General features: G+C 54.9%; 26 protein-coding genes and 1 tRNA gene. 11 read left to right on the plus strand and 16 right to left on the minus strand.

Annotation, left to right across the window (positions count from 1 at the left end; genetic code table 11):
• Positions 1 to 58 precede the first annotated feature (58 nt).
• Positions 59 to 134, minus strand: a tRNA-Glu gene (locus ABYP39_RS07685).
• Between the two features lie 154 nt (positions 135 to 288).
• Positions 289 to 687, minus strand: coding sequence for a peptide-methionine (R)-S-oxide reductase MsrB (msrB, locus tag ABYP39_RS07690; RefSeq protein WP_372749920.1), 399 nt, complete (start codon positions 685 to 687; stop codon positions 289 to 291).
• A gap of 80 nt (positions 688 to 767) precedes the next feature.
• On the opposite strand from msrB, the gene ABYP39_RS07695 reads away from it, so the two are divergent.
• Positions 768 to 1979 (plus strand): pyridoxal phosphate-dependent aminotransferase, encoded by a 1212-nt coding sequence (locus tag ABYP39_RS07695; protein WP_372749919.1) that lies wholly within the window; start codon positions 768 to 770, stop codon positions 1977 to 1979.
• Positions 1980 to 2030: 51 nt separating this feature from the next.
• Here the strand turns inward: ABYP39_RS07695 and ABYP39_RS07700 are convergent, their stop codons facing one another.
• Positions 2031 to 2951 carry a class I SAM-dependent methyltransferase gene (locus ABYP39_RS07700; protein WP_372781892.1) on the minus strand — a complete coding sequence of 307 codons (921 nt, stop codon included), beginning with the start codon at positions 2949 to 2951 and terminating at the stop codon, positions 2031 to 2033.
• On the minus strand, positions 2941 to 4074 hold the full coding sequence (locus ABYP39_RS07705; RefSeq protein ID WP_372758166.1) for an ATP-NAD kinase family protein: 1134 nt from the start codon (positions 4072 to 4074) through the stop codon (positions 2941 to 2943). The genes ABYP39_RS07700 and ABYP39_RS07705 overlap by 11 nt, the downstream gene beginning before the upstream one ends.
• A gap of 142 nt (positions 4075 to 4216) precedes the next feature.
• On the opposite strand from ABYP39_RS07705, the gene ABYP39_RS07710 reads away from it, so the two are divergent.
• On the plus strand, positions 4217 to 4426 hold the full coding sequence (locus tag ABYP39_RS07710) for a PA1571 family protein (RefSeq protein WP_372749585.1): 210 nt from the start codon (positions 4217 to 4219) through the stop codon (positions 4424 to 4426).
• Here the strand turns inward: ABYP39_RS07710 and ABYP39_RS07715 are convergent.
• Genes ABYP39_RS07715 through ABYP39_RS07730 form a run of 4 tightly spaced genes read right to left on the minus strand, consistent with a single transcriptional unit; the run spans position 4391 to position 7458 of the window.
• On the minus strand, positions 4391 to 5524 hold the full coding sequence (locus ABYP39_RS07715; RefSeq protein WP_372749586.1) for a 4-phosphoerythronate dehydrogenase: 1134 nt from the start codon (positions 5522 to 5524) through the stop codon (positions 4391 to 4393). The two genes, ABYP39_RS07710 and ABYP39_RS07715, sit on opposite strands and share 36 nt — an antisense overlap.
• On the minus strand, positions 5521 to 6411 hold the full coding sequence (locus tag ABYP39_RS07720) for a 5'-3' exonuclease H3TH domain-containing protein (RefSeq protein WP_372749587.1): 891 nt from the start codon (positions 6409 to 6411) through the stop codon (positions 5521 to 5523). The genes ABYP39_RS07715 and ABYP39_RS07720 overlap by 4 nt, the downstream gene beginning before the upstream one ends.
• The gene (locus ABYP39_RS07725; RefSeq protein ID WP_372781894.1) at positions 6408 to 6971 is read right to left on the minus strand and encodes an elongation factor P hydroxylase; all 564 of its coding nucleotides are present in this window, start codon (positions 6969 to 6971) and stop codon (positions 6408 to 6410) included. The genes ABYP39_RS07720 and ABYP39_RS07725 overlap by 4 nt, the downstream gene beginning before the upstream one ends.
• On the minus strand, positions 6964 to 7458 hold the full coding sequence (locus ABYP39_RS07730; protein ID WP_372781896.1) for a gamma-glutamylcyclotransferase family protein: 495 nt from the start codon (positions 7456 to 7458) through the stop codon (positions 6964 to 6966). Before ABYP39_RS07730 ends, ABYP39_RS07725 begins: the two co-directional genes overlap by 8 nt.
• A gap of 116 nt (positions 7459 to 7574) precedes the next feature.
• On the opposite strand from ABYP39_RS07730, the gene ABYP39_RS07735 reads away from it, so the two are divergent.
• Entirely contained in the window at positions 7575 to 8258 is a 684-nt protein-coding gene (locus ABYP39_RS07735) for a hypothetical protein (RefSeq protein ID WP_372781898.1), read from the plus strand.
• A 14-nt stretch (positions 8259 to 8272) separates the two neighbouring features.
• On the opposite strand, the gene tusA is transcribed toward ABYP39_RS07735, so the two are convergent.
• The 4 genes from tusA to ABYP39_RS07755 are packed head-to-tail and all read right to left on the minus strand — an operon-like array spanning position 8273 to position 9920.
• Positions 8273 to 8509, minus strand: a complete 237-nt coding sequence (gene tusA / locus ABYP39_RS07740; protein ID WP_372747923.1) for a sulfurtransferase TusA — start codon at positions 8507 to 8509, stop codon at positions 8273 to 8275.
• Between the two features lie 44 nt (positions 8510 to 8553).
• On the minus strand, positions 8554 to 8781 hold the full coding sequence (locus ABYP39_RS07745; protein ID WP_372747922.1) for a YheU family protein: 228 nt from the start codon (positions 8779 to 8781) through the stop codon (positions 8554 to 8556).
• The gene (locus tag ABYP39_RS07750) at positions 8774 to 9619 is read right to left on the minus strand and encodes a class I SAM-dependent methyltransferase (RefSeq protein ID WP_372747921.1); all 846 of its coding nucleotides are present in this window, start codon (positions 9617 to 9619) and stop codon (positions 8774 to 8776) included. Before ABYP39_RS07750 ends, ABYP39_RS07745 begins: the two co-directional genes overlap by 8 nt.
• Positions 9612 to 9920, minus strand: a complete 309-nt coding sequence (locus ABYP39_RS07755; protein ID WP_372781900.1) for an MTH1187 family thiamine-binding protein — start codon at positions 9918 to 9920, stop codon at positions 9612 to 9614. Before ABYP39_RS07755 ends, ABYP39_RS07750 begins: the two co-directional genes overlap by 8 nt.
• A gap of 92 nt (positions 9921 to 10012) precedes the next feature.
• Between ABYP39_RS07755 and ABYP39_RS07760 the strand changes: the two genes are divergently transcribed.
• The 3 genes from ABYP39_RS07760 to ABYP39_RS07770 all read left to right on the plus strand — a co-directional run bounded on the left by ABYP39_RS07760 (position 10013) and on the right by ABYP39_RS07770 (position 14970).
• Positions 10013 to 10528: a glycine cleavage system protein R gene (locus ABYP39_RS07760; protein WP_372747919.1), complete on the plus strand. Its 516-nt coding sequence runs from the start codon at positions 10013 to 10015 to the stop codon at positions 10526 to 10528.
• A gap of 110 nt (positions 10529 to 10638) precedes the next feature.
• Positions 10639 to 11805 carry an efflux RND transporter periplasmic adaptor subunit gene (locus tag ABYP39_RS07765; RefSeq protein ID WP_372781902.1) on the plus strand — a complete coding sequence of 389 codons (1167 nt, stop codon included), beginning with the start codon at positions 10639 to 10641 and terminating at the stop codon, positions 11803 to 11805.
• A 3-nt stretch (positions 11806 to 11808) separates the two neighbouring features.
• Positions 11809 to 14970, plus strand: a complete 3162-nt coding sequence (locus tag ABYP39_RS07770; RefSeq protein WP_372747917.1) for an efflux RND transporter permease subunit — start codon at positions 11809 to 11811, stop codon at positions 14968 to 14970.
• Between the two features lies 1 nt (position 14971).
• On the opposite strand, the gene ABYP39_RS07775 is transcribed toward ABYP39_RS07770, so the two are convergent.
• Complete coding sequence (locus tag ABYP39_RS07775) at positions 14972 to 15325, minus strand: TfoX/Sxy family protein (RefSeq protein ID WP_372747916.1); 354 nt, start codon at positions 15323 to 15325, stop codon at positions 14972 to 14974.
• 149 nt (positions 15326 to 15474) lie between these two features.
• A complete protein-coding gene (locus ABYP39_RS07780) occupies positions 15475 to 15813 on the minus strand; it encodes a TfoX/Sxy family protein (protein WP_372747915.1) in 339 nt (112 codons plus the stop codon).
• 213 nt (positions 15814 to 16026) lie between these two features.
• Here ABYP39_RS07780 and ABYP39_RS07785 point away from each other — a divergent pair, with 213 nt between their 5' ends.
• The 3 genes from ABYP39_RS07785 (at position 16027) to ABYP39_RS07795 (ending at position 20265) form a co-directional block, all read left to right on the plus strand.
• Complete coding sequence (locus ABYP39_RS07785) at positions 16027 to 16869, plus strand: glutaminyl-peptide cyclotransferase (RefSeq protein ID WP_372747914.1); 843 nt, start codon at positions 16027 to 16029, stop codon at positions 16867 to 16869.
• A gap of 57 nt (positions 16870 to 16926) precedes the next feature.
• The gene (locus ABYP39_RS07790; RefSeq protein WP_372781904.1) at positions 16927 to 19872 is read left to right on the plus strand and encodes an insulinase family protein; all 2946 of its coding nucleotides are present in this window, start codon (positions 16927 to 16929) and stop codon (positions 19870 to 19872) included.
• 147 nt (positions 19873 to 20019) lie between these two features.
• Positions 20020 to 20265 (plus strand): ATP-binding protein, encoded by a 246-nt coding sequence (locus tag ABYP39_RS07795; RefSeq protein WP_372781910.1) that lies wholly within the window; start codon positions 20020 to 20022, stop codon positions 20263 to 20265.
• Positions 20266 to 20291: 26 nt separating this feature from the next.
• Here ABYP39_RS07795 and ABYP39_RS07800 read toward each other — a convergent pair whose 3' ends face one another.
• Together ABYP39_RS07800 and ABYP39_RS07805 are read right to left on the minus strand one after the other, a co-directional pair.
• On the minus strand, positions 20292 to 21869 hold the full coding sequence (locus ABYP39_RS07800) for an AMP-binding protein (protein WP_372765019.1): 1578 nt from the start codon (positions 21867 to 21869) through the stop codon (positions 20292 to 20294).
• 120 nt (positions 21870 to 21989) lie between these two features.
• Entirely contained in the window at positions 21990 to 22448 is a 459-nt protein-coding gene (locus tag ABYP39_RS07805; protein WP_372749945.1) for a regulatory protein RecX, read from the minus strand.
• A 123-nt stretch (positions 22449 to 22571) separates the two neighbouring features.
• On the opposite strand from ABYP39_RS07805, the gene ABYP39_RS07810 reads away from it, so the two are divergent.
• Positions 22572 to 22757, plus strand: coding sequence for a Flp family type IVb pilin (locus ABYP39_RS07810; RefSeq protein ID WP_372781906.1), 186 nt, complete (start codon positions 22572 to 22574; stop codon positions 22755 to 22757).
• Positions 22758 to 22784: 27 nt separating this feature from the next.
• The coding region (locus ABYP39_RS07815) for a prepilin peptidase (RefSeq protein ID WP_372781908.1) at positions 22785 to 23076 on the plus strand (292 nt) is incomplete at its 3' end.

Below are 23076 nucleotides of genomic sequence, written 5' to 3' on the forward strand. Positions count from 1 at the left end.
CGACCTCAACCTTGGCAAGGTTGCGCTCTACCAACTGAGCTATTCCCGCCAAAAATAATGGCGTCCCCTAGGGGACTCGAACCCCTGTTACTGCCGTGAAAGGGCAGTGTCCTAGGCCACTAGACGAAGGGGACGCCGCATCACTCAAGTCGCAAGCAGTTGCTTATCAACCGAAGTGGCGCGCATATTACCAGCTTACGAAAAAGCGTCAAGAACTTATGCTAAAAAAATTTATCTTTTTCATTGGCTTGGTCACTGGATAGCCAGAATGGCTATTTTCCCAGCAAATCACCGCTCTTCGAGTGTTAACGATGCAGAGTTAATGCAGTAGCGCAAACCCGTTGGCTTCGGCCCGTCCGGAAAAACATGGCCCAAATGAGACCCACAACGGGCACAGGTGACCTCGGTGCGCACCATCGCGTGAGTGGTATCGCGATGCTCGGCAATACCTTCTTGCGACAGCGGCTGATAAAAGCTGGGCCATCCAGAACCAGAATCATATTTGGTCTCGGAATCAAACAGTGCCTCGCCGCAGCACCGGCAACGGTAGGTACCCTGTGTTTTTTCATCCCAGTAACGGCCGCTAAAAGCTCGCTCTGTGCCCTTCTGACGGCAAATTTGAAACTCCTCTTCACTGAGATCAGCCTCTTTACGCCAATCGGCATCACTTTTTTTGATATCAACCATGGTAAACCCCTCACTACACCGTATTTTGAAGACTATAATAGGCGGCTTTTCCGCTGACAACGAACCCTTAGGCCGAAATCATGAAGTCCTACGTAAAATCCCAGAAACTGGCTGACGTCTGCTACGACATCCGCGGCCCCGTGCTGCGCCAGGCCCAGATACTGGAGGAAGAAGGCCACCGAATCCTTAAGCTCAACATTGGCAATCCGGCGCCATGGGGCTTTGATGCCCCTGAAGAAATCATACAGGACGTTATCCGCCAGTTGCCTGAGAGTCAGGGATACAGCGATTCCAAGGGCTTGTTTTCGGCGCGCAAAGCCGTAATGCATGAAACCCAACGTCTGGGTATACCCGGCGTCGAGATGGACGACATTTATCTTGGCAACGGTGTAAGCGAGCTAATCCAGATGGCGACGTCGGCACTACTCAACAACGGCGACGAGGTGCTGATTCCCGCACCAGACTATCCACTGTGGACTGCTTCCGTGTCACTGGCCGGCGGCACACCTATTCATTACTTGTGCGACGAAGAAGACGAGTGGCAGCCCGATATAGCCGATATACGCAGCAAGATAACACCAAATACACGCGCACTGGTTGTCATCAACCCAAACAACCCCACCGGTGCAGTCTATTCCGAGGAGATTCTGACGCAGCTGGTGGCGATAGCCCGGGAGTTCAGCCTGGTTTTGTTTGCCGACGAAATCTACGACAAGATTCTATACGATGAAGCCGTGCACATTCCGCTCGCCCGACTGGCGACCGATGTCCTGTGCATCACGTTTAACGGCCTGTCGAAAACCTACCGGCTGGCCGGTTTCCGCAGTGGCTGGATGGTAATCAGCGGCGCCAAATATCGCGCCGATGACTACATAGAAGGCCTCAATATTCTCACCTCCATGCGGCTTTGCGCCAATGTGCCGGCACAACAGGCCATCCAGACCGCGCTGGGTGGCTACCAGAGCATCAAAGAGCTGATCCTGCCAGGTGGTCGTTTGAAAGAACAGCGTGATCTGGCCTACGAGATGCTCAACGACATCCCGGGAGTAAGTTGCACCCGACCCAAAGGTGCGCTTTACATGTTCCCGCGGCTAGACCCTGCCGTTTACAACATCGAAGACGACGAGCAGCTGGTATTGGATTTTCTGCGCGAGGAAAAGATCCTGGTTGTACAGGGGACTGCCTTCAACTGGCCCAACACGGATCACCTGCGCATCGTCACCCTGCCCCGGGTTGATGATCTGCGCACTGCCCTTGAACGATTTGCACGATTCCTGTCGAAACGCCGCTAAAGCCGGACCCTGACACCCGCGGGCCGCAGCGGCCCCGGGTGCCCCCCAGGCTCAGCGTTGACCTGTAAAACGGCAGTGCAACATTTTCAAGGCCGGCATTTGCTCTGGAAAATCCGCTCGAGGCGGTAGAAAACCAACAATTTCAACGTCGGGCAGCGCATCGGCGATCATTTCCTGTAGAAAGTTTTCGTCGAGATAGGGCGCATTCAGGCAAAACAGCAACTCCGCCTGATCCGAAATTAGCTCCGGCACTTTCCGCAATAAGCGAACGTAGTCTTTTCTGGCATCGAAACTCCCTTTTTGAAATGACGGCGGATCGACAATCAGGCAGTCATAGGGACCCAAGCTTCGAATACGCTTCCAGGACCGGAATATGTCATACCCAAGAAATTCAACACCGTCCATCGAGTGTCCATTAATACGGTGATTGTCACGCCCCGTGCGCAATGCAGCTTTAGCCATATCGACATTTACCACCGTCGTGGCGCCCGCCTGCCTCGCCGCCACTGAAAACGCACAAGTGTAGGCAAAAAGGTTGAGTACCCGCTTGCCTGCGCAACGATCGGCCAACCACACCCTGCCCGGACTGGCATCCATGAAATATCCGGTATTCTGACGCCCTTCTAACTGCAGCTTGAATCGCAATTCCCCTTCCTGGGCGCAGACGGCGTCCGGAACCTGCCCCCACAGAACCTCAACCTCGGTCGGGCGCCGGTAACGTCGCTGCATCAGGGCAAATTGCCGGCGTTCGCCGGCCAGCGCTGTTACGCCAGCAACCAGAACCTGCTCCAGCGCCGGTGGGGGTTCGCGAAACAACACCAGCCAGAGCCCCTCGCCAAAATCGTCGAGGGTGAGCCACTCCAACCCCGGGTAACAGCCCCCTCGGCCGTGAAATACCCGCCGAGCTTGGCCATCATCGCACTCTAGCGCGTCGGATAGGGCGTCTAAAACCGGTTTAAACTCAGACTCCACTGGCGCTCACCCGGTAGAGAACGGAATCCTGATAGCCAGTTATCACACGAATAAAACCTTCGAGTGAAAGATCCAGATCGCGATCATTGCTGTCCACCAGCAGTGGCCGCCCCTCCAGTTCACTTAACTTGCTCTTGGTGGCTACCACCCAGAGATTCTGTGGTCCGGCGCGGCGTACCACCGAGGGCGAAATTTGCTGATTACCGCGCCCGAGAATATGCCCCTGACGGCCAATCGCAGTCACGATGATAACCACGTCGCCAGGGTGCTGATCACACAATTGCTCCAATTGCTCTGCACTCACGTCGCTGGCAGTTAACTTACCGCTTTGCACCACATCCACGCCCAGCAAGGTGTTATCGAGGCCCAGCTCAACCATAATGCCCGCCGTTGTAGAGCCCGGCCCCACAACATAAAGGGTTTGATCATCTAATTGCTCAACGACCTCCGCGGCAATATCGGCTACCACCAATTCTTCCACCTCACGACCGGAAACCTTGGTCGCCTGGAGATACTGGCCTACGCGGGGCACCAGCAGTTCGCCGTAATAACGGGTGCTCACCCGACCACTGCGAAACGCGTCCTCATCGATATCACGCACTTCTTCACAGGACACATCAACCCAGTCACCGCGCACCATCGCGGCAACAATTTCCGCCGCACTCTCGGGTGACACCGCATATACCCCCGAGTGCATTTTCACACCCGCTGGCACACCCAGCACCGGCACTGCATCACCGACCGCACGATAGATATCGCGCGCGGTGCCATCACCACCCGCAAAAAGAATGAGGTCACAACCGGCATCGCATAAAGCCCGTGCGGCACGCACCGTATCGTGCGCTGTACTAGGCTCGGTTGCAGCACTGCCGAGCACCTCAAACGACCAGTTAGCCGCGACACCCTCGCCCATGTCGCCAGCAAAACCCAGAGTGGTTATTTTTACCCTTTCTTCGCTCAGTGCCGCTAACGCGCGCGCCATGCGCTGAGGCGCGCGCTGTGCAGCGCCAGTCGATCTGGCCATTTCTGCAGCATTGCCATCGCTGCCTTTCAACCCCGCCGGACCACCGATACCCGCCCACGGATTAACAATCAACCCTAAACGAAACAACGACTTACTCAACCCAGCCACCCTAAGTAAAAACCCTCATGTTCTGTCAAGGTAACAATTGACATACTCAAATCCGAAAACTTGTAATAATCTGAACCTATACTGAATCAGAAAGCACAGCATTCAGTTCAGTTTGAAAAGGTGGACGCAACGCATGACAGCAACGCAAAAACGAATTGTGCCGAAAAACGCAGCCTCTACGAAAGACTATTTTCAGGGAGCCGTACTCGACGAAAACGGCCGTGAAATCCCCATTACCCGCGACATGATACAGGACGCGTGCCAGCAGCTTGAAGAAAGCCGCGAGTACCAGGATCTCAACAAGAGTCTAGAGCTTGCGCATCGCCGCAAGGGTTACTCGTAACGCGGGCGGTAACCACTCTTCACCCGTAGTCCGGACGCTGGCGACCTCCCGCCGCGCCGGATACTCGCGACGCAGCTGATCAAAAGTCTTCGCCAAGTCCTCAATGTTACGCAGCCCAGCTGTCAAAGCCTCATGGTCACGCCGCACGTCATAAGCTGCCAAGGTGACACGCCGAATCAGGTCGGCCTTATCCGTCACCCCAGACACATCAACGCTCGGCGCAACAGCCAACACACTATTGTCTTCTGGCTCAGTCAATGCGCACCCCAACTGGGCGGCAAGTGCCCGACCTATATGCAGTAATCCCTGCCACTTTCCATCCTGGCTGTAACCCGCAATGTGCGGCGTTGCCAGTTCAGCTTCACTCAACAGCGCAGAGTCAATCGCAGGCTCACCTTCCCATACATCGAGAGCCAGCCGAATATCCGATCGCTGCGCTCGCACTGCCTTGAGCGTAGCATTGGCCAGTACCTCGCCTCGCCCGGCGTTGAGCAGCACGGCCTTTGGTGCCATCTGACATATCTGATCAGCCGTCAGCATCCGCGAGGTTGGAAACGGCCCGTCCAGTGTTAGCGGAGTATGCACACTCACCACCGGGCAGGCTAAAACCGTATCGAGGGGTGCCTTAATCGGGCACTGCTGCGGCGTGAGGAACGGGTCGTAAGCGATACACGAAATCCCGAGACCTTCCAACCGCCTATGCAGACGTGAACCCACGTTGCCATAGCCAATAATCCCCACACGTTCACCGCGGAGTAAACCTTCCAACACTGCGGGCATCACACAAAAGGCACTTAAGCAGTAATCCACTACAGACGGCGCGTTGCTTCCTGGAGCGTTACTCCAGGCAATACCAGCGGATTCCAACCAGGGAATATCCAGATGGTCGGTACCGATCGTGGCAGAGCCAACGAAACGCACATCAGTACCGGCCAATAGGTCCGCGTTGACCTTGGTCACTGAGCGTACCAACAGCGCCTGCGCGCCATCGAGATCAGTGCGACGCAGGCTTCGCCCACGAAACCGCACCACCTCCCCCAGCGGGGCAAGCAGGCTTTCGGCCCCCAGAATATTCTCATCAACCAGAATACGGCTCATGCGCGCTCCAGATCGGCCAGTAATTTGCGACTCCAGGCGGCACCGCAGCCGATTTCCAGCAGGTAGTCTTGCAACCTTTCGCCTCGCTGGGAAAAAGAAAACGGTTTCGCACTTCGAGCCTTGATTGCCCTGTCATGTAAAACCGTGAGTTTGCGCGCCAGATACACTTGCTCGCGATGCTCTAGCAACGCCTGCCGGATACGCGCCGCACCCCGTATGCCACTGTCGTGAATATTGTCTAGCTGGGCGTAGATGCCGTCGAGTGATTCGAACCGCGACAGAAGCGCTATCGCCGTCTTTTTACCAATACCAGGAACCCCGGGAATGGCATCAATAGAATCACCCATCAAGGCCAACCAGTCGGCTATCTGCTCCACCCTGAGCTGCTGTGACGCCTCCCACTCGGCTTTGGAAAGCCGCGTCCCCGCTGCGTAGTCCCACCACTCATCGTGCTCGCCACGCACTGCCTGCACCAAGTCTTTATCGCGACTGACCACTGTGACAGGTAACCCAGCAGCAGCCGCGATGCGCGCACCAGAGGCGATATAGTCATCCGCTTCAAAACGCGCACCGGCATAGCTTCGTATACCCAGCCGTTCGCCCAGTTCTCGACAGGCCGCCAACTGAAATGCCAGGGATTCATCCGGCAGCACTCGGTTGCTCTTGTAGTCGGGATAAAGTGTGTGCCGATAACCGCTCCCCAGACTCTCATCATAAGCGGCCATCAGGTAACTAGGCCGGGTTTCACGGATAAAGTTAACCAGAAACCGCGCGTAACCATAAACCGCATTAAGTGGGTACCCGGCGTCGTTATACCATCGATCCGGCATTGAAAAGTAAGCGCGAAAAATATAGATGGATGCATCGATGCAATACAGACGACTCACCCCAGCTCCCCACGCAAACGCATCAGTTCTGGCGCCGGTGATGAGCGACCAAAAAATTGCTCCAAGGCGCGACAAAACTGGGCTGCGCGCGGCGGCAAGCCGCATTGATAGTACCGGCAGGCCTGCTGCCAAACAGCCAGCTCAAAGCCAAAAGGATCAACTGCCTCGCCGTTAAGGTTATCTATACTTACCCGGAAAGGTATTCCAATCGCCCTGCTGAAAGCCCATTCGATCGCCTGCGGCTTGACTTCGACCTGCTGAAATGCCCGCTGCTGCGCAGCATTTCGACCATCAGCAGCATACCAATATCCGAAATCCGGCAATTTCCGGCGAGCCTCCCCGGCGATACACCAATGCGCAACTTCATGCAGCGCACTTGCCGGAAAATTCTCGCGACTGAATATTTTTGCAGGTTCGCCATGTTGCGCCGGTTGGTAATAGGGCTCTTCTGCGCCGGGACACAGCACGGTATCCATAGACGCAAATTCGCCGTTAAACACCGCAACAATGGCCTGTAGCTGCTGCCTCTCCTCGACGGGGGCGGGGGTGCCATCAAACATTAAGCCGCAACCCGGTGTCGCCGTCCGCTATACCGTCACTAGGCAGTATCGGAGCCAGCTTGGATAGCCACGCACGATAGGATTCACTCAGTAACTCACCGGCGCTGAGCAAATGATTCAGGTAGTTCTCTTCAACGCTCAACGCGTCTTCTACAAATGCCCGGTTTGCCACGTAAACCCAGGCCCACGCGACGCCACCGGCGGTCACAGTGGGGAACAACTCTCGACTGTACCGCACTGGCGTTCCTTCAAAGGGGTCCATCACATGAATCTGGGCGTCGAGTGTATAGAGCACCCCTTCAACGGACCGCCCTGGTGCTGTGCGAATATTGGCGTAGGCAACGCCATGCTTGTTGTGTGCCCGCTTATTGAAACAGAGCTCAAATCCGCTGAGGATGGCAGGCTCATAATGGGCAAACTCCAGACCCCGCGCGCGCATCCGCGCCGGATTCATGTTTGAACCGTAAGCAAAGTAAAAATCGGGCATATCAGTCAACCGCCGCTCATAGACCAGCGCATTTTAACAAAATGCTTTGCGCGCCGGGGGAAATAGGTATACTGAAAGTGTCGCTGAAAGGCATTACTGTGAAACAGGGAGGCACCATGGCCCCACGTGAAGCAGCAACACCCTCGGCCAATGTGATTCAGTTCCCCGACATGAAAAAAGACAGGGAGCTACAGCGAATCACACGCATTGTCCCGGAGCATGACGGGCTGTGCATCCTTTATTCACACCATGCGCTTTCGCGGGAAAAACTGTTTGCCGGCAAGATCTTGTGCTGGGGCATTCAAGCCGATGGCGAAGTTGTTGCCCTCCTCCCCTGGCTAAGCGGAGTCGCTCGATGCCGGGATTTAACCGATCCGAATACCGGTTGCTTTGAAGGCTACTACGACCCCGCATCGGAAGCGATTTTCTCTGAACCGCCACCGCCCAAAGTCGCCGAGCTACAAACAGCGCAGCAACTCTACCAACACAAACAACCCACTTCTGGCGCGGCACTGCAGGAGCTCACAGATACCATAGGTAGCCACGCCGCATGCATTGTCGGACAGCATTTGGCACTGTTTGAAGTACGCACCTGGCAATTATTGGCTAGCGGCGAGTTCCAGGCCATGCTCGCCGACCCGAAAAAGCAAACCAGCACACCGATTTTACCGGGTGACCGCTGCCTCTACGCAGCCCAGACCCAGCCGGGCTTTCGCTACTTTTTTCAGTACCACATCGCCAACCAGATTAAAGCCGGCGACCCGATTGCAGTACGTGCCGTGGAGAGACTGCTCGAGTAACCAACGCGCCCTGACTAGTCTGCGCCTTTACGTACGCGGTAGATGTACTGGTCACCGCTTTCGGCCTGATAAAACAACTCGTGACCGAGAAAGCTGCAAAACTTTGGGATATCGCGGGTAGTAGCCGGGTCTGTTGCCAATATTTCAACCGTTTCGCCGGCCGCCATATCACGTATTTTGCTGTGCAGCATCATCACCGGCTCAGGACAGAAAAGACCGGACGTATCCAGCGTGGAATCGCAATCAGACATAGGGAGTGATCAAACTGTGGTTAAGGGCCGTCGCAAGCCGGTTTTCAATCTTTAGGAATAACGGACCAACTTTCCGATTCCGGCGAGAAAGCAATTACCGCACGTTTTTGCTCCAGCAGCCGACGCAGGTTCTCCACCTTCTCGCCGGTACTGAGCTCTTCCGCACCGTAGTCGGTACCGTCACGGGTCACCAACTCTTCCAGCAAACCCTGAAACGCATCTGGGCTCAGTTTCTGCCACGGTATTTCAACCATCTCTGAAGAATCAATCATTTATCGGCTTCTGAAACTTCAGCGTCATCCTATCGCTTTCGCCAATGGCGAGATATTTCATTTTGTCTTCTTCACCTAACCGTAGCGTCGGCGGCAAGGTCCACACGCCTTTAGGGTGGTTTGTATCGTCTAGCGGATTAGCATTGATTTCGGATCGTGCCACCAGTTGAAAACCCGCGTTTTCAGCCAACTCAATCACCGTGGCCTCAGTGACGTAACCACTTTCGATCATCCTCTCAAGGCTGGTGCCTGGCTTAGCACGATGTTCAACAACACCAAAAATGCCGCCAGGCTTCAAGGCTTCAAAGGACGATGCAAAGACGGCTTCTGCAGTACCCGACTTAAGCCAGTTGTGTACATTGCGGAAAGTCAGCACCCGGTCTGCGGTACCCGGCGAGATCATCCGGGTAAATGTCGGTGGCTGTAGTACTGACAACACCACTGCGTCGTAAACACGCGGCTGGTCGGCCAGCTTCTGCTTGTAGTTCTCCAGCGACTTGCGGAAATAAGGGACATCACTTGCAGGCGAAAAATGCGCCGCGTGCAGGGTACCGCACGTGCGCAATACCGGAGCGAGAACCTCCGTGTACCAGCCCGCACCCGGCCAGATTTCAACAACGGTCTGACACGGCTCAACCTCGAAGAACGCTAACGTCTCGACGGGGTGCCGGTATTCATCGCGCATGCGATTAGCATGGCTGCGATGCTCGGCCTGTTTCATGTCAGACCACTGGGGATTGGCTGGCTGAATACACGCGACCAGGCCGACCACCAAGGCGACAATGATACTTATCTGGATAACAGCTTTATTATTTTGGTATTGCGCTGTGCTATTCACGTAACAACTTCTCGACACTACTGATTTTGTCTCTCATCGACTGACCCCGGTCAATGCGGGTCCCAATCTTCAATGTACTGCTAATACGGGGCGCGCCCATTTCGTGAACACGCATATGGCATTGCTTGACCGCAGCCATTACCGCTTCCCATTCACCCTCGATGTTGGTGCCGTAGGCGTGCAGCGAATAGTCGAGATTTGCATCGGCAAGGATTCGCTGACATTCGGCTATATAGGGAGACAGAGACAAATCATCTCCGGTTCCCAGAGGGATAATGCAGAAGTCTACTATCACTCGCATGGTCGCTTCTCGGTGACAGGTCACAAAAGAGCTTACATATCAATTGCTAAACCTACTATACTGCCAGATAAAATCAAGTTACGGAGCTAATTGTGGGTCAGTCCGTCGTCTTTACCTTCATCGGCCGCGACCAGCCCGGCCTCGTTGAAAAACTTTCGACAACGGTCGCAGACTATGGTGGCAACTGGCTGGAAAGCCGAATGAGCCAATTGTCGGGCCAGTTTGCCGGGGTGGTGCGCGTTGCGGTCGCCCCCGAGCAGCAGGATGCCCTCTGCGGGGCGCTGACCGCGCTCGATTCCCACGGCCTCACGATAGTCTGTCAGGCAAGCGACACGGATAGTGCCACAGATTCGGGGTTGTTTCTCCATATAGTTGGCAATGATCGCCCAGGTATCGTCAGAGAGGTGTCCCGGGCATTGGCCTTACAGCAAATCAATGTGGTGGATATGCACACCGAGATTACCTCTGCACCCATGACTGGCGATCCCCTATTTGAAGCCAGTGCAGAGATTCAGGTGCCGGAACATGTAGCATTAGATGCCCTTGAGGATGCGTTGGAAGATATCAGCGACCAGCTCAGTGTTGAAATCGACCTTAAACGCCCCTGACCTGATTACATCACCTTAATGGCGTGAAACGCCGCAAATGCGTATAGTTGCGGCTTCCAAAAAATCGCGGCGTATCATCTGCTTACGTGGCGCGCAACGTCAGAAAAGCCATGCCAACCATCAAACAGCTACCCAAGGCACTACTGCCACTGATTGTCCTTGCAGCCGGCTACGCTGTATTCCAATATCAGGTGAGCAACCCACCGCAACTCCATAGAAAGCCGATAGAACCTCACTACCCAACCGTCGAAGTGGTGCATGTCAAACCGCAGCCTACGGAGGTAGAGGTTTATTCCCAAGGCACCGTGCGACCGCGCAGTGAAACGGCCCTAAAGCCAGAAGTATCCGGCAAAGTGGTCTGGATATCACCGCAACTGGTCAATGGCGGCATGTTCGACCAGGGCGAGCGCCTGCTGGTTATCGACGACACTGACTATCGCTCCGCCCTCGCCTCTTCCAAAACCGCGCTGGTCAGGGCTGAAGTTGAACATGACCATGCGCGCCGCGAATGGGAGCGCACCAACTCCCTATATAATCGCAAACTCGCCAGTGAAACCCAGCGCGACCAAGCGCGCCGCAGTTTTCGACTGGCCGAGGCAACACTGAACGAAGCCAAGATTCAACGTGAACAAGCCCAGGCCAATCTCGCCCGCACGGTTATCACTGCCCCGTTTGCCGGCCGGGTTCGCAAGGAGTCCGTTGACTTTGGGCAGTACCTCAGTCGCGGCGAGAACATCGCTACGCTCTACGCAACCGATTTCTATGAGGTACACCTCCCTATCGGTATAGAACTATTTGTCTATCTCGATATCCCGCCGGGCACCCAGGGCGTCTTGCCCCCGGATGGCACAGTGCCGGTTACTATCGCTGGCAATGTGGGCGACCGGGAATATTTTTGGGAGGGTCAGCTACAACGCACCGAAGGCGAGATAGATGCAGCCACCCGACTGGTTTACGGCGTGGTTACCGTCGAAAACCGCGTACAGCCAGGCCACGCTCCGTTGCTCGTCGGGATGTTTGTTAAAGCCTCTATACAGGGCAAGGTATTCGACAACGTGGTTACCCTGCCGCGCAGTGCTCTGCGCGACAATCACCGTGTGCTGGTAGTGGATGACGAATCTCGCCTGCAGTTTCGCAACGTCAACATTCTGCGCATACAGGGCGAAGAGGTGCTGATACAGAGCGGACTTAACGACGGCGAAACCGTGTGTGTATCACCATTGAGCATTGCCGTTGAGGGCATGCGGGTCAACACAAACCCCTACAAGGAAGTCTAGGACGTGCATACCCTCATACGCTGGTTTGTCCACAACCCGGTAGCTGCTAATTTGCTGATGTGGGTTTTGCTGATTGTTGGCGGCCTGACCCTGATGACAACCTATCGCGAGGAATTCCCCAACTTAGCCACCGACATGGTACGGGTCACGGTGCCCTACCTAGGCGCCTCGCCCGCCGAGATTGAGGAATCGGTTTGCATACGCGTTGAAGAAGCCATTGAAGGCACCCCCAACGTTAAAAAGGTTCTGACAACCGCGCAGGAAGGTGCTTGCGTGACCCGAGTGGAACTTGAAACCGGCATCGACAAGGGCAAGGTGGTCGACGATATAAAAAGTCGTGTTGACGGTATCGACTCATTTCCGGCAGACGCCGAAGAGCCTCAGGTCAAAGAAGAAGATATTCTCACCCACGTATTACACGTCGTCATTTCAGGTAACGCCGATGAGCGAAGCCTCAAGGAACTGGCCTATAAAATTCGCGACGATATGGTTGATTTGCCCGGGGTGTCGCAAGCGCAGGTCACCTATGTACGGCCCTATGAACTATCCATTGAAGTTTCTGAACACACGCTGCGCCGCTATGGCCTTACCCTGGAGCGTATCGCCAACGCCATTCGCGCCAGCTCGCTGGATCTGCCCGGCGGCACGGTCAAAACAGAAAGCGGAGAGGTGCTTCTGCGCACCAAAGCCCAGGCTTACAACAGCCGAGATTACGAAGAAATCATCATCCTGACCCGCGACGATGGCAGCGTGATCAAGCTTGGCGACATCGCCGAAGTGGTAGATGGGTTCAAAGACCAAGATCTGCGGGTGCGCTTTGATGGCCAACCGGCAGTGATGATTCAGGTCAAACGCATTGGCAAGGAGGATGTGATAAACCTTGCCGAAAACGTTAAGGAGTACCTTAAGCAGGCTGAAGCTGACTTGCCGGAAGGGATCGCCATGACGATCTGGAAGGATGAGTCTCAAGATCTGGTGGATCGCCTGGACCTGCTGCGCACCAATGCTACCTCCGGGCTATTATTGGTGGTTCTGATTCTCGCCCTGTTTCTCAAGCCCAACCTCGCCTTCTGGGTTGCGGTTGGCATCCCGGTTGCGCTGGCGGGCAGCATGGTGGTTTTCCCACTCGAGAATATCGCCATTTCAACCATGTCGGTGCTAGCCTTTATTCTGGTATTGGGCATCTTGGTCGACGATGCCGTGGTCGTGGCAGAACGCATCTACGCCCACCAGTTGAAAGGCCTGGGCCCCAAAGAAGCAGCGATCGCCGGCACCCAGGAAGTTTCAATCCCCGTTATTTTTGGCGTACTCACCAGCATTGTCGCCTTTATTCCCTTCCTCTACATACCCGCCACCATTGGTGAATGGTTTGCTGTCATGGGCATGGTGGTGATCGCGGCTTTGATATTCAGCATCATTGAATCACAGCTGATTCTCCCGGTGCACCTTTCCCACCGCATCCTGACCAACAGCAAAAACAAAAACCGCGAGTCCTGGCTACCCAGGCAATTACAGGCCTTTGCCGACAATGTCTATAAGCCGTTGCTGGTCTGGAGCCTGCAGTGGCGCTATCTGGTGCTGGCCTTTGGTATTGCCGCCGTAATCGCAGTCTCAGGCCTGATGGCCAGTGGCCGGTTGGTCATGCAGTTCTTCCCTAATATTGTCGGCGAAAGGCTTTACGTTACCCTGACTATGCCCGCGGGCACCGACAAAGGCACCATGCTGCGGCGGGTGCAGCAGATTGAGCATGCTGCGTTGCAACTGCAACGGGAGCTCGACGCCAACCTGGCGCCGGATGAGCCAAGCCGAGTCAAACATATCCTCTCCTCGATTGGCTCTCCACTGGTCAAAGGCTCGATCGGCAATGACAGCGCCGTCGGCGGGCACTTTTCCGAAGTTGCTCTGGAAATACTGAACCCGGACGACTACGGACTTGACCCACACGCCATCATTGCCCGCTGGCGCGAATTGACCGGCACAATACCTGGCGCGCTGGAACTTACCTTCACCGCATCGGCATTTTCCGTTGGTAAAGCGCTGGATATCCAATTGAGAGGAGAATCAGCCGACGAGCTTCAGCAGGGCGCGGCCAGACTCAAAAGCGCCCTTGCAGAACTTCCCGGGGTATTCGATATCACCGACACCTTTCGCCCAGGCAAACTGGAAATTCAACTGGCACTGAAACCCGAAGCACGCACACTTGGCCTGACCACTGCCACACTGGCCAATCAGGTCAGAGAGGCGTTTTACGGACTTGAAGTTCAGCGAATTCAGCGCGGCCCGGACGACGTTCGGGTAATGGTGCGCTTTCCTGAAAACGAACGCCGTTCACTGGGGGATGTTGAAACCATGATGATTCGCACCAGCTCTGGTGCGGAAGTGCCCTTTAACAGTGTTGCCGATGTTTCGACCGGGCGTGGCTACTCCACGATCCAAAGGGTCGACGGGAAACAGGTTGTTTCGGTCCAGGCGAACGTCGATCGCAGTGTATCCACACCTGAAGCCATCATTAAACATGCCACCGACAATGTACTACCCAACATCAGCCGCGAGTTTTCCGGCATCGAATTTGCTCTTGCCGGTGAGGCAGAAGAGCGTGCCAGCTCCATGGCCGGGCTTGGCAGAAATATTATTATCGCGCTGTTTGTGATGTATAGCCTGTTAGCCATACCGCTGAAATCCTACTTCCAACCCTTTGTTATTATGGGTGTTATCCCTTTTGGAGTCATCGGATCTCTGGTTGGCCACTACTTGCTTGGCCACCAACTAATCATCTGGTCCGTACTCGGTATTGTTGCCATGGCGGGGGTTGTCGTGAACTCGGGTCTGGTACTGGTCGATTATATTAACCAGCGCCGCAAGGAAGGCATGGACGTGGTTAGCGCCGCCACCGAAGCCGGTGTCGTCCGTTTCCGACCGATTATTCTCACCAGCCTGACGACCTTTGTAGGCCTGATCCCGCTCATTGCCAACCACAACATCTCAACCGAAATGTTTGTACCGCTGGCTATTTCGCTGGCCTTCGGGGTACTGATTGCGTCGGTTGTCAACCTGATCCTGGTACCCGCAAGCTACCTGATCCTGGAAGACGTGATCTGCCTGTTTAGTTCAAAAGAGCGCCAAAGGCTTGCGGACGAGGCCCGCGTCGACGAACTGACAACCTGATTCAGGCGGCGTTGCTGGCCTTGGCTCTGAACGCGGACGTTCGCGCCCGATTAACCCACTGCGCCATGGTGTTGGCTCGGACAAAGACCTCAGGCGGAGCCTGATAGAAATCGAGCGTTAAGCTGTGATCTGCTCGATCGTAATGAAACGGTTCGAGCCCACGCTGTTCAAACTCTGTCCGTGTTTCCGAATCCGCTTTTAGGTACAACTGGTTGTTAACAGAAATGGCGAACATGGCATTGTGTTCAAACAGCCCGACACCACCAAACATCAATCGCAATTGAACACGGTCAGCGCCGGGTATCCACTCGAGAACGCGTTCAGTAAACCCACGATCATCAAAGCCTTGCAGCATTAAATTCCCCCTCTTAATGCATGTAGCTATGGCTCTATGGAATCGCAAGTGCATCGCATGCTCAAGGAAACCTGTCTCACCCAAACTGTTAACCGGCCAACACTATGTTCAGAAAAATTCCCAAACCTGCTTGCAGCGAGCTGCCCGCATCAAGCCACGAGAGAAGAATGGCTCCGATACGCAGAGCGCAGCGCACGCTCTGACCAGACCAGCATTTCCGCCTGGCTTAAAAACACTTCTGCCGGTGCCTGAAAATAATCTAGTGAAAAGGAAACTCCGCCTTGCTTGTAAACATAGCGCGGTAGCCCTCGATGCTCAAAAAGAAACCGTGTTTCCTTGTCGGCGCGAAAATAGAGCCGCTCCTGGACAACGAGCGCAAACATCTCGCTTTCGCGAAACAAGCCGACACCTCCGAACAGTGGACGCTGCTCAACCACACCCAGCCCACCCATCTGCGCGACTACCCAGTCTGCAAAATTTGTTGGCATGTCCCTGTCCCCGTGATGAGTTGTTTGAGTCAGGCGCTATAGCAAATGATCAGACTGTTTCACTCAAGGGAATATTTACAGGCACGCACTATCGCAGTGCATTTCATCGTCGCAATGTGCGGCGCTTCACCTAACGCCTCGCCTCGGGTGGCTTGATGACGTACCATATATGAAATAGTTACGATGGTGAGCCCGCCATTGCCCCCAACCTCAATGACATTCCCGAGTCTTCAACATCGCCAGGCGCTGGCGCTGATAAGCCGCGCATCTTTGGTCCTTTTCTGCTGGATAGTTCTGACGCTCAACGGCAACACAGCCGCCGCCAATGACTATACGCTGATCGACTCATACCCACACTATAGTGGAGGCTTTACCCAGGGCCTGCTGATTCACGAAAAAATGCTCTACGAAAGCAGTGGTCTGTATGGGCGCTCTTTTCTGATTTACGGCGATTTGCGAGGCGGCCACCGACAACTGGCTTTGCCCGCCGACTATTTTGCCGAGGGCGTCACAATACTGAATAAAGCGCTCTACCTACTCACTTGGAAAAAGGGCGAAGCGCTGGTATTTGACCCCTACACGCTCGAATACCGAAAGAGATTCCACTACACCGGCGAAGGCTGGGGGCTCACCGACAACGGCACCCACCTCATCATGAGTGACGGCAGTGACACCTTGCGCTTTCTGAATCCCGACACCTTTGAGCCGGAGCGCACATTGAGGGTCCGTCAGGCGGGAAAACCGGTTCACCACCTCAACGAACTGGAATGGCACCAAGGTATGATTCTCGCCAACCGCTGGCAGACCAATCACATTCTGGTAATCGATGAGCCCAGTGGCGAGGTAGTCAAAACCATTGATCTTACGTCACTTTACCCTCCTTCCCTGCGCCGAAAAGGCGTTGATGTGATGAACGGTATTGCCTACGACTCAAGTGACGACACCTGGCTGATTACCGGCAAACACTGGCCAAGAATTTATCGCGTCAAACTGATGCTGTCGGACCACACCCGAACCCCCGCGCCAAGCCCCGTCAGTGTTAGCCAGCCACACTAATTTCTTATAAGCTGTGCCACGTCGCACTACGATACCATTTCAGGAGATCTGACCTTAATGCCACAGGCTGCCGCTGCCCACCCCGCCTTCACCCTGCAACGAACCCATGCCATTGCTGCGCTCAATCTCAGCATTGAGGAATATCGGCACAAAGTTACCGGCGCCATGCACTACCATCTTGCGGCAGACAACCCGGAAAATGTCTTTATGGTGGCCCTGCGCACGGTACCGGAAGATTCAACCGGCGTAGCGCATATACTTGAACACACAGCACTGTGTGGCAGCCGCCGCTTTCCGGTACGCGACCCGTTTTTCATGATGATCCGGCGCTCACTCAACACCTTCATGAACGCGTTGACCAGCTCCGATTGGACCGCCTATCCCTTTGCCAGCCAAAATCGCAAAGACTTTCAGAACCTCCTTGAGGTCTACTTGGATGCGGTATTTTTCTCACGCCTTGATCCTCTCGATTTTGCCCAGGAGGGCCACCGCCTGGAGTTTGAAGAGAGCAACAACCCTGACAGTAACCTGGTGTTCAAAGGTGTTGTCTACAACGAGATGAAAGGCGCCATGAGCTCTGTGCCCAGCCAGTTGTGGCAGGCTGTGTGCAAGCATCTATTTCCTACCGTCACATACCATCACAACAGCGGTGGTGAGCCTGAAAATATACCCGACCTGACCTATGATCAACTGCGAGACTTTTATCGCACCCATTATCACCCAAGCAACGCTATTTTTATGACCTTTGGCGACATTCCCGCAGCGGAACACCAAGCCAATTTTGAGTCGCTTGCACTTAACGAATTTACACCACTGGATCGCGAAATCAGCGTACCCGACGAGCAGCGCTACAGCGCACCGCAGCGCGTACGCGAAAGCTACCCTTACACACCTGAGAACGACGCTTCTGAAGCTGACAACAAACACCATGTGGTGATTGGCTGGCTACTCGGCGCCTCTACCGATCTAGAATCTGTATTTGAAGCCCAGCTACTGAACAATGTCTTGCTGGACAATAGCGCCTCGCCGTTACTGCATGCGCTGGAAACCAGCAAACTCGGCAATTCGCCATCGCCTCTGTGCGGGCTAGAAGATTCCATGAAAGAGCTGGTCTTCGTATGCGGACTAGAAGGTTGCCGTGAAGATGCCGTCAGTGCCGTAGAGCATCTGGTGGAGTCAACACTGGAGGCAGTTGCGCGCGACGGCGTACCTTTTGAACAACTCGAAGCCATGCTTAACCAGCTTGAACTGCAGCAACGGGAAATTTCAGGCGACAGCTATCCCTATGGCCTACAGCTGCTACTGACCGCGCTGAGCAGTGCCACTCATCGGGGTGACCCCATCGCCCTGCTCGATATGGAACCCGCTATCGCTGCTGTGCGTAAAAAAATCAAAGACCCGGATTACATCAAAACGTTGACGCGTCGTTTTTTATTGGATAATCCGCACCGGGTTACGCTGCATATGGCACCAGACACCAACCTGGGAGATCAGCGTCTGGCGGAAGAAAAAGCGCGCCTGGCTGCGATAAAAGACTCCCTCGATGCCGACGCCCGGCAGGCGATTATTGATCAGGCCGCCGCGCTGAATGAGCGCCAACAATCGGTCGAAGACGAATCCATTCTACCCAAGGTAGGGCTCGACGATATCGCCGATGCACCGGATGACATTCCTTTCGAATCTACAACGACCGCGCAATTGCCTACCACACGCTACAACCGAGGTACCAACGGGCTTGTTTATCAGCAACTGGTCAGTCGCGTGCCCCAGTTACCCGACAACCTGCTGCCACTGCTACCCTACTACACCTCTGCGCTGACCGAAGTTGGCATAGGCAACCTCGATTATCGCCAAACGCAGGCCCAACAGGCGGCCGTTTGTGGCGCAATCAATGCGTCTAACACCTTCCGCTCGGACATCCACGATATCCAGGGCATCCTCGGTTACTCGGTACTGAGCAGCAAAGCCTTACAGCGCTTCCACTCTGAGCAATCGCAACTGATGCGCGATACATTTGATAGCGCTCGCTTCGACGAACTAGATCGCCTCGGTGAGCTGCTGGCACAGCAGCGTGCCCATGCCGAAAACAGCATCACCGGCAACGGCCATGCCTATGCGATGCAAGCCGCCAGCAGCGGCCTGTGTGCGCTGGCCAACCTAAACCACAGGTTATCTGGACTGGCTGGCTTGCAGGCCTTGAAACGCCGTCACGATGCCCTGCAAGAACCTCAGGCGCTCAAGGACTATGCCGATCAACTCCAACAGATTCATAGCCACTTTCAAGCGGCAGAAAAACAACTGCTGGTTATCGCCGAAGAAGAAGTCCAGCAAAGCATCCAGCAGGCCAATCAGACCATCTGGCAAGACTGCTCCAACGGAAGTACGTCGCCGCTAACATTGCCAGGCCAACACACAGCGGTGCAGCAATGCTGGGTCACTGCAGCGGATGTCAATTTCTGCGCCAAAGCTTATGCCACGGTGCCACTGACGCATCCCGATGCTGCCGCACTCACTGTGCTTGGCGGCTTCCTGCGCAACGGTTTTCTGCATCGCGCCATTCGCGAGCAAGGCGGAGCCTATGGAGGTGGTGCATCGCAAGATTCCACCATCGCCGCGTTCCGCTTTTATTCCTACCGCGACCCGCGCACGCTCGGCACCCTGGACGACTTTGATCGATCAATCGACTGGCTGATGGAAAATCAACACACCGCAGAGCAACTCGAACAGGCCATACTGGGGGTAATTAGCAGCCTCGACAAACCGGGCTCACCCGCTGGCGAAGCAAAACGGGATTTCCAGAACCGGCTGTTCGGGCGCACCAAGGAAATGCGCGACACTTATCGTCATCGCCTCGTCGAGGTTACGATCGAAGACCTGAAACGAGTGGCCAGCACCTACCTAACGCCAGATAAAGCCAGCGTTGCGGTGTTGACCAATCAGAATCGATTTGATCAGGACAAGAGCTTTTACGAAAAAAGCGGCGCAGAGATATTCAAGATCTGACACCGCCCGTCGACTTGCGATAGAGGCTGCCTTCCCAGCGGCCTCTGCCTGCTCAACCTTATTCCGGCTTACTCCCATTGCGATGAGTCTCCCGGTGCTCGCGTCTGGCGTCGTTGCCATATCTCTAGCCCAGGGCAATGAGGGCCAATAACATTACGTGACCATGGCAGCGGCGTACCGCAGGACATGCTGCACAAAATATTCCTGCCTTTTTTCCGAGTCGACGAGTCCCGACAACGCGCCAGCGGTGGACACGGACTGGACCTGGCCATCAGTAAGCGTATTGTCGAAAGCCACAACGGTCGAATCACTGCCAGTAATGCACAACCAGGCTTGACCGTCTCAATTACGCTGCCAGCGTCCTTGCGTGTGGAGCCACCACGCGAAATGTAATTCTAGTCTGCTGGCGAGCCCAGGGCTCAGATTTTCCGGTCTTGCCAATAGCGCTCACGCAACGCTTTGCGATAGACCTTCCCGGCCTCACTGCGTGGCAACGCCTCCAGATACTCCACTGAGCGCGGCACCTTCTGGCGGGCAAGCGCTGCTTCGCAATGCTCTATCAGTTCTGCCGACAGTGCATCAGTACCCGTATACCCAGCTTGCAGCTGGACAAGGGCCTTTACTTCCTCACCCCACTCCGGGTGCGGCACACCGACGCAGGCGGCATCTGCAACAGCTCGATGCCGAACCAACACATCGTCAATTTCCTGAGGATAAATATTCACGCCACCACTGATAATGGTTTCTGCACTGCGGCCGGTTAAGAACAGATACCCGTCCTCATCGAGGTAACCGATATCACCGGCCGTATAATAGCCGTCGCGTTGCGCAGCAGCAGTTTTGTCCGGCGCTTTGTAGTACTCGAATTGGCTGTCTTTAGGGTTGAGCACCCAGATCTGTCCTTCTTCCCCCGCTGCCAATCGATTGCCTTCATCATCCAGGATTATCATCTGCTCTGGCGCCGGCTTACCCACCGTGCCTGGCTTGGCTAACCATTCCTGCGGACTAACAAAGGTGCCTGGCCCTTCGGTACCGGCAAACAACTCCCAGATGATAGGACCAAACCAATCCATCATCGCCTGCTTGGTAGATCGCGCACAGGGGGCGGCACCGTGAATCACAAATTTCAGAGACGACAGGTCATAACCTTGCCGGACTGACTCGGGCAGTTGCAGCAGTTTGTTGAACATCGTTGGCACAAAGAAACAGTGTGTCACTTGATGAGTTTCAATCAAGGCGAGATTTGCTTCCGCGTCCCATTTATCCATCATCACAATTCCGACACCGGCTGTCAGCGGTGTTTGCATGCACAGGTTAAAGGGCCCCGCGTGATAAAGCGGCCCAGTTACCAGACTGCAGTCTTTTCCCTCATCTGGGGCAAATTGAAATACTGCTGTCATCAGCTGCTGCATTTCGGCCGCTTTTGTCGGGTCAGCCTGTTTTCGCAATACCCCCTTGGGTTTGCCCGTCGTGCCCGAGGTATATTGCATAACGGAGCCGCGAATGGGCTGGGTGATGTCATCGCCTGACAAATCGATGCCGGCAGCGTCCCAAGACTCAAAACCGACCAATTCTCCGCCAATCGCCACCTTGATTTTCAACTGCTGGTTCCCGGCGACGGCAAGTTGCGCAGCGCTGCCGACCCGGATGTCGGCAAACAGCGCTTTGGCTTCACAATCGCTAACAATATAAGCAATCTCATCAGCTTTAAGGTGCCAGTTAACCGGAGTTAAACGCAGGCCAAGCCGGTGCGCAGCCATCACGACTTCGACAAATTCTGGACGGTTACCGCACAACAAGGCGATCGGGTCTCCCCGCTCTACACCGGCCTGCAACAGTAATCGCGCTAGCTGATTCGCACGATAATTAAGCTGGTAGAAACTACGCTCTCCATGCTCAGAAAGAATGGCGCGCCGCTGCGGATCACGACGGGCAATGGCAGATATCTCCATACCTACTGGGGCACACGCACAAGCTTCTTCAAAAATCGAGGGCATCGACAACTCTCTTTGAGGTTTATTTTAAGGTTTAGTGTTGTGAATGAGTGCAGCCTACCAGCCCAGCAGCAAGCCTTCCTTACGATTCAGTAAGACACAATGGGCCAGCGTTTCGCAAAATCAGTCCAGCACATCGCGTATCTGCTCAGTACTGAAACCGCGGTACATCAGGAATCTCTGTCGTTTTGCTTTTTCGCTTAAATCTGCCGGTTCCGCGTCGCCAAATTTCCGCTTTGCAACCCGCTCAAGCAGAGCATACCAATCAACCTCACAGGCGGCTTCGGCCTCTGTGATCAATTGATCACTGACGCCCCGCTGGCGCATTTCCTGGCGTATTCTCAGCTGGCCATAGCCACGCTCACTGCGCTGACGCAAATACGCTTCGGCAAAGCGCCGATCCGACTGCAAGCCCTCGTCTGCAAGCGTGTCCACGGTAGCTGCAACCACATCCGGCACAAAGCGGCGCTCAAGCTTGCTGACCAGCTCACGTCGACTGTGCTCACGTCGGGCTAACAGGTCCATCGCGGCGATTCGCGCCTCACGCTGACACTGCTTTTTGGGATCTTCAGCTCCTGACATACGTTTTTTACAACCAAACCTTCGGTAATTACTTATTTCTCATTATGTACCACAGCGTGACAATTAAACGCGGCGGAAGTGTTTGTGCACCGCCCACCAAGTCCGCTAACGGAGAGTACGCATATGTACAGTTGCATTAAAGAAAAGTTTGCCCGATTTGCCACCAGCGAAGAAGGCGCCAGCGCAATAGAGTACGGCCTGATTGCCGGTTTGATCGGAGCACTGATTATTGTAGCAGTAACCGGTATCGGCGGCAGTGTATCTACCTTCTTCACCGATATCTGTACTAGCCTGGGTGGTTGCGCCTAACGCGCTAACCACACGCTGGAGGCCAGTATGGAAGGCGCTCTTTTCCCCCTGTCACAGGCTATAGCCGCTGCGATTCTCGCGATTATTGCCTGGCAGGACTGGACCCAGCGACGAATTCCCAACTGGGCTGTCGGAGTTCTTCTGGCCAGTGCCCTCGTGCGCTGGCTAGTGGGAGATCCAAGCAGCAATGAGCTGATGTTCAATCTGCTCATTGTGGCAGCCATATCTGTTCCAGGGATGGCGTCAGCAACGCTGGGCGCTGGCGACGTGAAGCTGTTATTTGCCCTGGCCCCGCTGTGGACAACCGATACGCTGGTGC

It is taken from the genome of Litorivivens sp. (genome assembly GCF_041625495.1).
In the GTDB taxonomy this organism is placed as follows: domain Bacteria; phylum Pseudomonadota; class Gammaproteobacteria; order Pseudomonadales; family Spongiibacteraceae; genus Litorivivens.

Excerpts from the sequence above, each read along its gene's own strand:
- ABYP39_RS07735 (WP_372781898.1), top strand. The coding sequence starts at position 7,575 with ATGGCCCCACGTGAAGCAGCAACACCCTCGGCCAATGTGATTCAGTTC.
- ABYP39_RS07805 (WP_372749945.1), bottom strand. The coding sequence starts at position 22,448 with ATGTCAGGAGCTGAAGATCCCAAAAAGCAGTGTCAGCGTGAGGCGCGA.
- ABYP39_RS07765 (WP_372781902.1), top strand. The coding sequence starts at position 10,639 with ATGCCAACCATCAAACAGCTACCCAAGGCACTACTGCCACTGATTGTC.
- ABYP39_RS07710 (WP_372749585.1), top strand. The coding sequence starts at position 4,217 with ATGACAGCAACGCAAAAACGAATTGTGCCGAAAAACGCAGCCTCTACG.
- ABYP39_RS07790 (WP_372781904.1), top strand. The coding sequence starts at position 16,927 with ATGCCACAGGCTGCCGCTGCCCACCCCGCCTTCACCCTGCAACGAACC.
- ABYP39_RS07785 (WP_372747914.1), top strand. The coding sequence starts at position 16,027 with ATGACATTCCCGAGTCTTCAACATCGCCAGGCGCTGGCGCTGATAAGC.
- ABYP39_RS07715 (WP_372749586.1), bottom strand. The coding sequence starts at position 5,524 with ATGAGCCGTATTCTGGTTGATGAGAATATTCTGGGGGCCGAAAGCCTG.
- ABYP39_RS07725 (WP_372781894.1), bottom strand. The coding sequence starts at position 6,971 with ATGTTTGATGGCACCCCCGCCCCCGTCGAGGAGAGGCAGCAGCTACAG.
- ABYP39_RS07695 (WP_372749919.1), top strand. The coding sequence starts at position 768 with ATGAAGTCCTACGTAAAATCCCAGAAACTGGCTGACGTCTGCTACGAC.
- tusA (WP_372747923.1), bottom strand. The coding sequence starts at position 8,509 with ATGTCTGATTGCGATTCCACGCTGGATACGTCCGGTCTTTTCTGTCCT.
- msrB (WP_372749920.1), bottom strand. The coding sequence starts at position 687 with ATGGTTGATATCAAAAAAAGTGATGCCGATTGGCGTAAAGAGGCTGAT.
- ABYP39_RS07800 (WP_372765019.1), bottom strand. The coding sequence starts at position 21,869 with ATGCCCTCGATTTTTGAAGAAGCTTGTGCGTGTGCCCCAGTAGGTATG.
- ABYP39_RS07780 (WP_372747915.1), bottom strand. The coding sequence starts at position 15,813 with ATGCCAACAAATTTTGCAGACTGGGTAGTCGCGCAGATGGGTGGGCTG.
- ABYP39_RS07745 (WP_372747922.1), bottom strand. The coding sequence starts at position 8,781 with ATGATTGATTCTTCAGAGATGGTTGAAATACCGTGGCAGAAACTGAGC.
- ABYP39_RS07730 (WP_372781896.1), bottom strand. The coding sequence starts at position 7,458 with ATGCCCGATTTTTACTTTGCTTACGGTTCAAACATGAATCCGGCGCGG.
- ABYP39_RS07775 (WP_372747916.1), bottom strand. The coding sequence starts at position 15,325 with ATGCTGCAAGGCTTTGATGATCGTGGGTTTACTGAACGCGTTCTCGAG.
- ABYP39_RS07755 (WP_372781900.1), bottom strand. The coding sequence starts at position 9,920 with ATGCGAGTGATAGTAGACTTCTGCATTATCCCTCTGGGAACCGGAGAT.
- ABYP39_RS07810 (WP_372781906.1), top strand. The coding sequence starts at position 22,572 with ATGTACAGTTGCATTAAAGAAAAGTTTGCCCGATTTGCCACCAGCGAA.